This window comes from Aliiroseovarius sp. S2029 (assembly GCF_023195575.1).
GTDB lineage: Bacteria > Pseudomonadota > Alphaproteobacteria > Rhodobacterales > Rhodobacteraceae > Aliiroseovarius > Aliiroseovarius zhejiangensis.
On sequence record NZ_JALPQE010000004.1, the window covers coordinates 200246 to 212610 of the forward strand.

At 59.8% G+C, this 12365-nt stretch carries 9 protein-coding genes; 3 read left to right on the forward strand and 6 right to left on the reverse strand.

Annotation, left to right across the window (positions count from 1 at the left end):
* Nucleotides 1–70 precede the first annotated feature (70 nt).
* Nucleotides 71–2743 carry a preprotein translocase subunit SecA gene (gene secA, locus MUY21_RS10040; RefSeq protein WP_248410260.1) on the reverse strand — a complete coding sequence of 891 codons (2673 nt, stop codon included), beginning with the start codon at nucleotides 2741–2743 and terminating at the stop codon, nucleotides 71–73.
* Between the two features lie 178 nt (nucleotides 2744–2921).
* Here secA and MUY21_RS10045 point away from each other — a divergent pair, with 178 nt between their 5' ends.
* Genes MUY21_RS10045 through mutT form a run of 3 tightly spaced genes read left to right on the forward strand, consistent with a single transcriptional unit; the run spans nucleotide 2922 to nucleotide 5555 of the window.
* Nucleotides 2922–3818, forward strand: coding sequence for a peptidylprolyl isomerase (locus tag MUY21_RS10045; protein WP_248410261.1), 897 nt, complete (start codon nucleotides 2922–2924; stop codon nucleotides 3816–3818).
* 17 nt (nucleotides 3819–3835) lie between these two features.
* A complete protein-coding gene (argJ, locus tag MUY21_RS10050) occupies nucleotides 3836–5137 on the forward strand; it encodes a bifunctional glutamate N-acetyltransferase/amino-acid acetyltransferase ArgJ (RefSeq protein ID WP_248410262.1) in 1302 nt (433 codons plus the stop codon).
* A 19-nt stretch (nucleotides 5138–5156) separates the two neighbouring features.
* Nucleotides 5157–5555, forward strand: a complete 399-nt coding sequence (gene mutT, locus MUY21_RS10055) for an 8-oxo-dGTP diphosphatase MutT (protein ID WP_191286863.1) — start codon at nucleotides 5157–5159, stop codon at nucleotides 5553–5555.
* 309 nt (nucleotides 5556–5864) lie between these two features.
* Here mutT and infB read toward each other — a convergent pair whose 3' ends face one another.
* The 5 genes from infB to pip form a co-directional block, all read right to left on the reverse strand.
* Nucleotides 5865–8348, reverse strand: a complete 2484-nt coding sequence (infB, locus tag MUY21_RS10060; protein WP_248410263.1) for a translation initiation factor IF-2 — start codon at nucleotides 8346–8348, stop codon at nucleotides 5865–5867.
* Nucleotides 8345–8983, reverse strand: a complete 639-nt coding sequence (locus MUY21_RS10065) for an RNA-binding protein (RefSeq protein ID WP_248410264.1) — start codon at nucleotides 8981–8983, stop codon at nucleotides 8345–8347. The genes infB and MUY21_RS10065 overlap by 4 nt, the downstream gene beginning before the upstream one ends.
* Nucleotides 8984–9004: 21 nt before the next feature.
* Nucleotides 9005–10618, reverse strand: a complete 1614-nt coding sequence (gene nusA, locus MUY21_RS10070) for a transcription termination factor NusA (protein ID WP_248410265.1) — start codon at nucleotides 10616–10618, stop codon at nucleotides 9005–9007.
* 4 nt (nucleotides 10619–10622) lie between these two features.
* Nucleotides 10623–11207: a ribosome maturation factor RimP gene (gene rimP / locus MUY21_RS10075; RefSeq protein ID WP_248410266.1), complete on the reverse strand. Its 585-nt coding sequence runs from the start codon at nucleotides 11205–11207 to the stop codon at nucleotides 10623–10625.
* A gap of 133 nt (nucleotides 11208–11340) precedes the next feature.
* The gene (gene pip, locus MUY21_RS10080; protein WP_248410267.1) at nucleotides 11341–12330 is read right to left on the reverse strand and encodes a prolyl aminopeptidase; all 990 of its coding nucleotides are present in this window, start codon (nucleotides 12328–12330) and stop codon (nucleotides 11341–11343) included.
* Nucleotides 12331–12365: the final 35 nt, after the last annotated feature.

Here is a 12365-nt window from a genome sequence, read left to right on the forward strand (position 1 = left end):
GCAATCCCTGTGCGCAATCATCCGGATTGACGCGCCGGATTTCAACCACAGATGTTCCGGGCACACCGGATCAGGCCAGCCGCCCGTGACAATGCTTGAACTTCTTGCCCGACCCACAGGGGCAGGGATCGTTGCGCGACGGGTTGCCCCAGCTGGCCGGATTGGTTTCATCAAACCCGTCCTTGGCGTCCTGTGCATTGTCTGCCGCCTGCGCCAAAGCCTGCTGCTGCTGGATCATCTGCTGCATCATTGCCTGCTGTTCCTCGTCCGACATCGGGCGGATCTGGGCCAGTTTCTTGGTCACGTCCGAACGCAGGCTGTCCAACATGCTTTCAAACAGCTGGAACGCCTCGTTCTTGTATTCGTTCAGCGGGTCACGCTGGGCATAGCCCCGGAACCCGACAACCGACCGCAGGTGGTCCAGCGTCAAAAGGTGATCGCGCCACTTGCTGTCGATGGTTTGCAGCACAAGTTGCTTTTCGATCGAACGCATAGTCTCGGGCCCGAACTCCGCTGCCTTCTTCGCCATGAAAGCGTCCGAGGCATCGTAAAGCCGCTCACGAATGCTGTCGTCATCCACACCTTCTTCGGCGGCCCAGTCGATCACCGGCGCCTCGAAGCCCAGCGTTTCGATAATCGCAGCCTGCAAACCGCGGGTATCCCATTGATCTGCATAGGATTTCGGAGGCATATGTTCGTCAACCAGATCGTCAATCACCTGATGGCGCATATCACCGACAATTTCCGACAGATCGTCGGCTTCCATGATTTCCAGACGCTGACCAAAGATGGCTTTCCGCTGGTCATTCATCACGTCGTCAAACTTCAGAAGCTGCTTGCGGATGTCGAAGTTACGGCCTTCGACCTTGGCCTGCGCACGCTCCAGCGATTTGTTGACCCATGGGTGGATGATCGCTTCGCCTTCCTTCATGCCAAGCGTGGACAGCACTTTTTCCAACCGCTCAGAGCCGAAAATCCGCATCAGGTCATCTTCCAGCGACAGGAAGAAGGCCGACCGACCGGGGTCACCCTGACGACCCGAACGGCCGCGCAACTGGTTGTCGATCCGGCGGCTTTCATGTCGCTCGGTGGCCAGAACGAACAGCCCGCCCGCATCCTTGACCGCCTTCTCGTCCGCCTCGTGGGCGGCTTCGATCTTGGCGCGGATTTCGTCGGGGTTGCCGTCGGGATCGGCGGCAATCGCCTCCATCACCTGAAATTCGACATTGCCGCCCAGCTTGATGTCGGTGCCGCGCCCGGCCATGTTGGTGGCGATGGTCACGGCGCCCAGTTTGCCCGCATCGGCGACGATCTGTGCTTCGCGTTCGTGCTGGCGCGCGTTCAGAACATCATGCTTGATGCCGGCCTGCTTCAGCATCTTCGACAACTCTTCCGATTTCTCGATCGACGTGGTGCCGACAAGGATCGGCTGACCTTTCTTGTTGGCCTCGCGAATTTCCTCGACCACGGCATTATATTTCTCGGCGGTGGTTCGATAGACGGCGTCGTGTTCATCGACCCGCGCAATGGGACGGTTGGTCGGAATTTCGACCACGCCCAGCTTGTAGATCTCGTCGAACTCGTCGGCTTCTGTCAGGGCCGTGCCAGTCATGCCAGAGAGCTTGTTGTAAAGTCGGAAGTAGTTCTGGAAGGTGACCGACGCCAGCGTGACGTTTTCCGGCTGCGTCTTGCAGCCCTCTTTGGCCTCGATCGCCTGGTGCAGACCTTCGGACAGACGTCGCCCGGCCATCATGCGCCCGGTAAACTCGTCAATCAGCACAACTTCGCCGTCACGGACGATATAATCTTTATCGCGGGTGAACAGCTTGTGCGCCCGCAGGCCCTGGTTCACGTGGTGCACGATGGTGGTGCTTTCGGGGTCATAAAGCGACTGCCCTTCCGGCAGCAGGCCATGGGAGTGAAGCAGCTCTTCAAGAAACTCGTTGCCCTCTTCGGTGAAGGTGGCGCCACGGTTCTTCTCGTCGATCTCGTAATGCTCTTCCGTCAGCTCGGGGATTAGCTTGTCGATGGTCACATAAAGCTCGGACCGGTCCTCGGACGGGCCGGAAATGATCAGGGGTGTCCGCGCTTCGTCGATCAGGATCGAATCGACCTCGTCCACAATCGCGAAATTGTGCCCGCGCTGATACATATCCTTCAGCTCGGATTTCATGTTGTCGCGCAGATAATCGAAGCCAAGTTCATTGTTCGTCGCATAGGTCACGTCACAGGCATAAGCCGCGCGTTTCTCGTCATCCGGCTGATGGGGATAAACGACGCCCGTGGTCAGCCCCAGCGCGCCATAGACCTTGCCCATCCATTCCGCGTCACGTTTGGCAAGATAGTCGTTCACCGTCACGATATGCACACCGTCGCCCGACAGCGCGTTCAGATAGGCGGGGAAGGTGGCAACAAGGGTCTTGCCCTCACCGGTCTTCATCTCGGCAATATTACCACGGTGCAGGAAGATGCCGCCGATCAACTGCGTGTCGAACGCGCGCAGACCCAGCGCACGTTTCGCCGCCTCGCGACAGTTGGCGAAGGCTTCGGGCAGGATCGCATCCAGCTTTTCCCCGCCCGCGATGCGTTTTTTGAACTCTTCCGTCTTGGCGATGATTCCGTCATCCGTCAGGGCGGCATACTCATCCTCAAGCGCGTTGATTTGTTCGACGATCGGGCGGGTCGCTTTGATCATTCGGTCGTTGGGGGTGCCAAAGACCTTACGCGCGATTTTTCCAAGCATATTTTTTGCCTCAATGCGGTTCTGACGCTGGTGTGACCAGAGGGAACTTGCCCGTCCCTGTCCGGCCCCCTATCTAGGGGCCCAAGAACCAGCGCTCTCAAGCCTTCAAGCGATGTAAGCGTCGGGTGGAAAACTGTCAATGTTGCCGGGGAATCCGGCCTGTTTTGAGGACAAAATCATGTTGAAACGCAACGTTCTTCTTCTGACCACGGCGCTGTCGCTGGGCCTGACCGCACCGCTGGCCGCGCAGGACACCGAAACGGCCAATACGCAAACGGAAGACCAGAAGGTCGAAATGATTGACGTAACCGGCGACACGGTCGTGGCGACGGTCAACGGCGAAGACATCACAATGGCGCATTTGGTGGCTGCACGGGTCAGCCTGCCTGAACAATTCCAGCAACTGCCAGACGACGTTCTGCTGCCTGGTATCGTCGAGCAACTGATCCAGCAGGCCGTTCTGGGCCAGGCCATGGGCGAACTGAGCCACCGCGCAGAAATCCGCCTGGAAAACCAGCGGCGCGAACTTGCCGCCAATGACAAGGTGGAAGAGGTGATCGCAGGCGCCGTCACCGATGAGGCGCTGCAGGCAGCCTATGATGCCGAATATGCCGATGCCGAACCGACGCAGGAGTTCAGCGCCGCGCATATTCTGGTGGAAACCGAAGACAAGGCGAAAGAGCTGATCGAAGAGCTGGATGGTGGCGCAGATTTCGCTGAGCTGGCAAAAGAGCATTCAACCGGCCCCTCGGGCCCCGGTGGCGGCGAATTGGGATGGTTTAGTGCCGGTATGATGGTGAAACCGTTTGAAGATGCGGTGATGGGGATGGAGCCGGGTTCTGTCTCGGCTCCGGTACAGACGCAATTCGGATGGCACGTGATCAAGCTGAACGAAACGCGGATGAAAGGTGCCCCGACGCTGGACGAGGTGCGCAGCGAGCTGACAATCAAGGTCGAAAACGACGCGGTCGAAGCCGCCCTGAAGGCGTTGCTGGATGCCGCAAAAATCGACCGTATCGAACTGGAAAGCATCGACCCGGCTGCATTGCGTGATATGACGCTGTTGGACCAATAAGCCAGAAAGGTGACGGCATGGGAAAGACGGCCAAGATCAAGAAGCTAAAGAAAAAGATCAGGAAGCTGAAAGCCCGCCTGACCGCGGCGCAGACGCACACCCATGCCGTAGCACCTTTGGCGCCGAAATCCTTTCCCGACCTGCCGGTGATCGCGGGGGCGCGGTTTTCGGCGGTCAAGGCCGGGGTGAAATACGCAGATCGGCTGGATGTCATGCTGGCCGAATTGCAACCGGGCACGGCGATTGCCGGCGTGTTTACCCGATCTGCAACGCGGTCGGCCCCGGTTCTGGATTGTCAGGCCAAGCTCGGGTCAGACCCAACCGAAGGGGCAGCGATTCTGGTGAATGCCGGAAACTCGAACGCATTTACGGGCGCCGCCGGTGACGGATCGGTCGAGGCCATCACCAACGAGGTTGCCAAGGCACTGTCTGTGCCCAAAAACAGGGTCTATACCGCCTCAACAGGGGTGATCGGTGTGCCGTTGCCGCATGATCGCATCTTATCCAGGATGGGTGAGCTGAAGGGCGCACTGGCCCCGGACGGGTTGGAACGGGCCGCCCAGGCCATTCGCACCACGGACACCTTCGCCAAGGGTGCCAAAGCCGAAGTCAGCATCGGGGATCGCACCGTGCAGATCGCCGGGATCGCCAAAGGGTCGGGCATGATCGCGCCCGACATGGCGACGATGCTGGTTTTCCTTTTCACCGATGCGCAGGTCGCGCAGGATGATCTGCAATCCATGTTGTCGGACCTGACCGAAAGCAGTTTCAACAGCATCACCGTGGACAGCGATACCTCGACCTCGGACACGTTGCTGCTGGCGGCAACCGCCGCATCGGGAGTCGAGGTCAAACCAGACCACCAAGCCTTCCGCGACGCCCTGCATGGCGTGATGCTGGACCTGGCGCATCAGGTGGTGCGCGACGGCGAAGGCGCCACCAAGTTTGTCGAGGTCCGCGTGACCGGTGCAAAATCCGATGCTGACGCCCGCACCCATGCGCTGGCCATCGCCAATTCACCGCTGGTGAAAACCGCGATTGCGGGCGAAGATCCGAACTGGGGCCGTGTTGTCATGGCCATCGGAAAATCCGGCGCCTATGCCGAACGGGACAAGCTGTCGATCCGCTTTGGCGAGGTTCTGGTTGCCGAGAAGGGCTGGGTGTCGCCGGAGTATCGCGAAGAAGACGGCGCACGCTACATGAAGCAGGATGAGTTAATCATTTCCGTCGATCTGGATGTGGGCAGTGGCGCTTCGTCGGTCTGGACCTGCGATTTGACGCATGGCTACATACAGATCAACGCCGATTATCGGTCGTAATCGCGGCAGAGGGCATCACATGAAAGTTGTTCTTGTCTCGGCGGTGGCGCTGATAGACCGCGACGGCCGCGTGTTGCTGGCCCAGCGACCCGAGGGCAAGTCGATGGCCGGCTTGTGGGAATTTCCCGGCGGCAAAGTCGAACCCGGCGAAACCCCGGAACACGCCCTGATCCGCGAATTGAAGGAAGAGCTGGGCATTGACACCTGGGCGTCCTGTCTGGCGCCGTTAACCTTTGCCAGCCACAGTTACGAGGACTTTCACCTTCTGATGCCGGTCTTTGCCTGTCGAAAATGGGAAGGCCAGCCAAAACCGCAAGAAGGTCAAACGCTTAGCTGGGCGCGGGTGGACAAGTTGCGTGACTATCCAATGCCACCGGCCGATCTGCCGCTGATCCCAATTCTGCGGGACTGGCTGTAATCCGCGCAGTTTGCGGCAAAAATATGTCGCAACTCGAAATACCTGCTATGGTTGCGCCGATTCGATGCTGTGAATTGGGAGAATTCAGATGCTGCGGACGATTGTGCTTGGAAGTTGTGTGATGGTTCAAGGCCAGTTTGTGCGGGATCTTCCGGATGGACGCATCGTGGTTCGTGTGGACGATCGCCTGTTTGCAGGCCGTCCAGTCGACAATTGCAAGGCGGCCTAAGCCGAAACACGTTGCGTATTCAGTAAGAAAAAGGGGACGGTCGCACCGTCCCCTTTTCATTTGCAACGCTCGTTCCCGGATTAGTCCAGGGTGCGTTCGACCTCTTCACGTTCGAATATCTCGATCACATCGCCGGGGCGGATGTCTTCGTAATTCTCGAACGCCATGCCGCATTCCTGACCGGACTGCACCTCTTTCACTTCGTCCTTGAAGCGTTTCAGCGTCTTCAGCGTGCCTTCATGGATCACCACGTTGTCACGCAGCAGGCGCACACCTGCCGACCGGCGGGCGACACCTTCGGTGACCAGACAGCCGGCAACCCTGCCAACACCCGACACCTTGAAGACTTCGCGGATTTCGGCGTAGCCGATGAAATTCTCGCGCACTTCGGCAGACAGCAGACCCGAGGCCGCGGCTTTCACATCATCCACAAGGTCGTAGATGATCGAGTAATACCGGATCTCGACCCCTTTTTGGCTGGCGCTGCTGCGCGCCTGCGCATTGGCACGGACGTTGAAGCCGATCACCGGGGCATTTGATGCTTCGGCCAGACCGATATCGGATTCGGTGATCGCACCCACACCATAGTGCAGCACGCGCACGCGCACCTCATCATTGCCGATCTTCTCCATCGCCTGCACGATCGCTTCGGCAGACCCTTGCACATCGGCTTTGACCAGGATGGGCAGCTCGGCGACGTCTTCGTCGGCCTTGGCCTTGGCCATCATCTGTTCAAGCGTTGTGGCGGCCCCTGCGGCAGCGCGCTTGTCTTTCGCGGCTTGCTCGCGATACGCGGCGATTTCACGCGCCTGGGCTTCGGTTTCGACCACGTTCAGGACGTCGCCGGCCTCAGGCGTGCCGTTCAGGCCCAGCACCTCGACCGGAACCGAGGGACCGGCTTCCTTCACGCGGTCGCCCTTGTCGTTCACCAAAGCGCGGACCTTGCCGTATTGCTCGCCCACCACGAAGATGTCGCCTTGTTTCAGGGTGCCGTTCTGAACCAGAACGGTTGCAACGGGGCCACGGCCCACGTCAAGCTGCGCTTCGATCACCGCACCGGACGCGGCACGGTTGGGGTTGGCTTTCAGTTCAAGAATCTCAGCCTGAAGCGCGATGGCTTCCAGCAGTTCATCAAGACCCTGACCGGTGACGGCCGAAACCTCGACGTCCTGCACGTCGCCCGACATCTTCTCGACGATCACTTCGTGCTGAAGAAGTTCGGTCCGCACCTGATCGGGGTTCGCGGCAGGCTTGTCGCACTTGTTGATCGCGACGATCATCGGCACTTCGGCAGCCTTGGCGTGATTGATGGCTTCGATAGTCTGCGGCATGACGGCATCATCCGCCGCCACAACCAGAACCACGATATCCGTCACCTGTGCGCCACGGGCCCGCATCGACGTGAACGCCGCGTGGCCGGGTGTATCCAGGAATGACAACACCGCACCACTATCGGTTTTCACCTGATAGGCGCCGATATGCTGGGTGATGCCGCCAGCTTCGCCAGCAGTCACCTTCGCGTTGCGGATCGCATCCAGAAGCGAGGTCTTGCCGTGGTCAACGTGGCCCATGATGGTGATCACGGGCGGGCGGGCGACAAGGTCTTCTTCCTTGTCCTCGACCTGGTCGATCACGTCTTCAACATCTGCATCGGATACGCGCACGACCTTGTGGCCAAACTCTTCGATGATCAGCTCGGCGGTGTCGGCGTCAATGGTCTGGTTCTGAGTCACCATCATGCCCATGTTCATCAGCGCCTTGACCACATCTGCAACACGCTCAGCCATGCGGACGGCCAGTTCGGACACCACAATGGCTTCGGGCAGCTGCACGTCGCGAATGATCTTTTCACGCTCGACATTCTCGCCCATCGCCTTTTGACGTGCGCGTTCCTGCTTGCGACGCATCGAGGCGACCGAACGTTGGCGATCTCCGCCACCACGCAGCGCCTGGTTCAGCGTCAGCTTGCCCGAGCGGCGGCCATCGTCACGGCCCGCACCTTTGGTGGGGCGAGCTTGACGATCTTCCTTCTTGCGCGGACCTGACGGCGCTTTGCCGGGACCGCGTTGTTCGGCAGCTTGTGCAGCGGCGGGGTCGACAGCGGGTGTCGGCTGTTTGGCGACAGTCTTGGCTTCTTCCGCTTCACGCTTCTTGCGTTCTTCTTCCTCGGCCTTGGCTTTCAGGGCCTCCTCGCGTTCACGCTCTTCGCGCTCTTTCGCTTCGGCTTCCTCGCGGCGGCGCTGGCGTTCTTCCTCGCGCGCCTTTTCTTCGGCGGCGCGGGCTTCGGCTTCCTCGGACTCGCGGGCCTTGGCGGCCTGCAAGGCTTTCATGCGGCGTTCCAGCTCGGCATCCGAAATGCCGGCGGGGCGTTTCTTGGGGTCACCCGCCACGGACGACGTCTTGCCACCACCCGACGACGCACCCGGTTTGGGCACGACAACGCGTTTGCGTTTCGTTTCGACCACGACATTCTTCGTCCGCCCATGGCTGAAGCTTTGCTTCACCTGACCGGGGCGTGCTCCGCCGCGCAGTCCCAGGGTCTTTTTACCGTCATTATCGCTCATCTGGTCTTCGTACCTTTCCGGTGACCCTTGCCACCGTCTTTCTCTTGCTCGCGCAGCGCCTCTAGCTTCTTGGCTTCCTCTACAACACGGGACGCCAAACCACCAGACGCAAGCGCGCCATGTATCACATTTTCACGCCCAAAGGCCATTCCCAGCTCATCTGCCGTCAGGCAGGTAAAGAACCGGTCGCGGCCGGGCGGGGGGCGAAGCTTTGATTTGCCCCGCTCTGACCCGTCCGACGCCTGGATCAAGACGGCGGCCTGTTCCTTAACAAGCCAGTCTTTCACCTTCTCAAACCCGGCGACCGCACCGCCCGCCTTGCGCGCAAGGCTGATCAGGTGAACCACGCGATCCGCCAGGGCCTTTTCAAGCATCGGCAGCAGATCACCCGGCACGGTCACCTGCTGTTTTGCCGCCCGCGAGAACAGCCCCTTTTTGGCGGCTTTCTCTAATGCAGCCCGGTCGGCGGACACCCAGATCCCGCGGCCGGGCAGCTTGCCCAGAAGGTCCGGCACAATCGACCCGTCCGGTCCCACGACAAAACGGATCATCCCGGCCTTGGGCTGGGTTTCTCCGGTCGCGATACAGCGCCGTTCCGGCTCCTCCGGCCGCTTTTTCTGCCCACCGCGCGTCATGCGCCGACCCGAGGCCTGAGATCAGGCCTCGGCCTCCTCGGCAGCACCGTCTTCTTCGGCGTCCTCTGCCACCAGATCGGCCGGATCGACCCATCCCAGAAGGATGCGGGCGGTCATCACAAGGTCTTGCGCCTGCTCCAGCGTCACGCCGAATTTCTCAAGCGAGCCATCATCCTTGATCCGCTCACCATCCACCGTGGTCCAGCCGCCAGCCAGCTCCCAGTCGGCGCAGGTTGCGAAATCTTCCAGCGACTTCACACCATCCTCGGCCAGGGCTTCGACCATCTGCGGGGTCAGACCTTCGAAGGCAATCAGGCTGTCTTCGACGCCCAGCGCGCGGGCATTTTCCAGCGCCTTGGCGTTCTGCGCCTCGATATAGTCGCGGGCGCGGGCCTGAAGCTCTTCTGCAGTTGCGGCATCGACACCGTCGATCACCAACAGCTCATCAAGTTCCACATAAGCAACCTCTTCCAGGTTTGCAAATCCCTCGGACACGAGCAGCTGGGCAAAGAACTCGTCCAGGTCCAGCGTTTCCATGAACAGCTTGGTGCGTTCGGCAAACTCGGCCTGACGACGTTCGCTCTCTTCGGCTTCGGTCATGATGTCGATATCCAGACCTGTCAGTTGCGAGGCCAGACGCACGTTCTGACCGCGACGACCAATGGCCAACGACAGTTGCTCGTCCGGCACAACAACTTCGATCTTGCCCGCTTCTTCGTCCAGCACCACCTTGGACACTTCGGCAGGTTGAAGCGCGTTCACAAGGAAGGTCGGCTGATCTTCGTTCCACGGAATGATGTCGATCTTTTCACCTTGAAGCTCGTTCACCACGGCCTGCACGCGCGAACCGCGCATACCCACACAGGCGCCAACCGGGTCAATAGAGTTGTCATAGGAAATCACGGCAATCTTCGCGCGCGAACCGGGGTCGCGGGCCACGGCCTTGATTTCGATGATGCCGTCATAGATTTCCGGCACTTCCATCTTGAACAGCTCGGCCATGAACTCGGGCGCGGTGCGGCTCAGAAAAATCTGCGGGCCACGGGCTTCGCGGCGCACGTCCTTGATATAGCAGCGGATGCGATCATTCGGGCGATAGGCTTCGCGGCCGATCTTTTCATTGCGGCGCAGGATGGCTTCACCCGTGCCCACATCGACGATGACATTGCCATATTCTTCGCGTTTGACCTGACCGTTGATGATGGTGCCTGCTCGGTCCTTGAACTCTTCATACTGACGATCCCGCTCGGCTTCGCGGACCTTTTGCAAAATCACCTGCTTGGCGGATTGGGCGGCGATCCGGCCCATTTCAACCGGCGGCACTTCTTCGACAAATGTGTCACCAACCTTGGGGTCGTCCATGTATTGCTTGGCCTGTTCGACGGTGAATTCGGCCTGATAGTTCTCAAGCTCGTCATCTTCGACCACGGTGCGCACGCGGGTGAAGGTGGCGCGACCGGTTTTACGGTCAATCGACACGCGAATGTCCATCTCGGCGCCGTAACGCGACTTGGCGGCGCGCGCCAGGCTTTCTTCCATCGCTTCAATCACCAGCGCGGGGTCGATCATCTTTTCACGCGCGACGGCTTCGGCGGTCTGGAGCAGCTCCAACTGGTTTGCAGAAGTAATTGCCATTGTCTCAGTCCTCCTCAGAACCGGTGATTTTTTGAACTTCATCAAATTGGGCTTCGTCAATCTGCCCATCATCCTTCCGCTGACGCAGCACGTCGCGAATAAGGTCGTCTGTCAGAACCAGCTTGGCTTCTGACAGCCAGTCGAAATCGAGGCCAATGGTGACTTTTTCACCCTGATTCTCGATCTCGATCAGAATTTCATTGCCTTCGACACCCGCCAATTCGCCCTTAAAGCGTTTGCGCCCGTCGATCAGTTCAGAGGTTTCGATCTTGGCGACATACCCGTTCCAGTCCTGAAAATCCTTCAGGCGGGTCAGGGGGCGGTCGATGCCGGGTGAACCGACTTCCAGCGTATAGTTATCCTCGATCGGGTCTTCGACATCCAGCACCGCGCTGACGGCGGTGGAAATGTCGGCGCATTCGTCAACTTCGATCCCGCCATCGGGGCGTTCGGCCATGATCTGCAAGGTGGGGGTCTTGCCGCCCATCAGGCGCAGGCGCACAAGTTCAAACCCCATCCCCTCGATCACGGGCTGGACGATTTCGGCAAGACGCCGGTCAATGGCCGCTTTGGCAACAAGGTTGCTCACACGCATCTCCAAAACAAAAAAACGGGCCAGCGGGCCCGTCGGAATTTCCGGTGGAGCTTCGGGGGTGGAGGCCGAAGCGCCGCTGTTGAAAGGGGATATAGGTCAGTTCATGCCGGGATGCAAGCTGAGTCTACTACACCCCCAATGTATCCCTTTGCCGGGCCAGCTTCTCCATCGTGCGGACCAGTTCATCCGCGATGCCGCGTTCGGACAGCGCGTGGCCTGCCATGTGGATCATCCGCAGGTCCGAGGACGGCCAGCGTTGATGCAGTTGATAGGCCGTGGTGGGCGGGCAGATCATGTCATGCCGGCCCTGCACAATGGTGCCGGGAATATGCGCAATCTTGGGCATGTCCCGCAGGATCTGTCCATCCAACTCAAGAAACGCGCCGTGGGTGAAATAGTGGTTTTCCAACCGGGCAAAAGCACGGGCGTAATCCGCCGGGCTGTCGATCATCGTGCCGGTGTTGTTGATCGACGCCAGCGCGTTTTCCCACCCGGTCCATGCCTTGGCATAGCGTGCCTCTTCACCCGGATTGCCCGAAAACAATCGTCGGTTATAGGCGGCGATCATGTCATCGCGCTCGTCTTCGGGAATCAGGCTTTCGAACCGTTCCCACAGCTCGGGCCAGAACCGCCCAGCGCCGCCGCCATAGAACCAGTTCAGCTCGGCCCGCGTCGCCAGGAAAACGCCACGCAGCACCAGCCAGGCCACATGGGACGGATGCGATTGCGCATAGATTAACGCCAGCGTTGCGCCCCAAGAGCCGCCGAACACAACCCAGCGATCAATGCCAAGCGTTAATCGGATATGTTCGATATCCTGAACCAGATGCCATGTGGTGTTCGCGTCGATGCTGGCATGGGGGCGTGAACGCCCACAGCCACGCTGATCGAACAGGATGATGCGATAATCCTCTGGGTCGAAAAACCGCCGCATCGCGGGCGACGATCCACCCCCCGGCCCACCGTGGAACACCACAACGGGAATGCCGTGCGGATTACCGCTTTGTTCGACATAAATCCGGTGTCCGTCGCCCACATCCAGCATCCGCCGATCAAACGGGTCGATCGGCGGGTGAAGCCGAGGCGTGGCGTTGTTTTTTCCTGCGGCCTTGTCCATATGTCATCTATATCTTGACCGGGCCGCACCCGCCA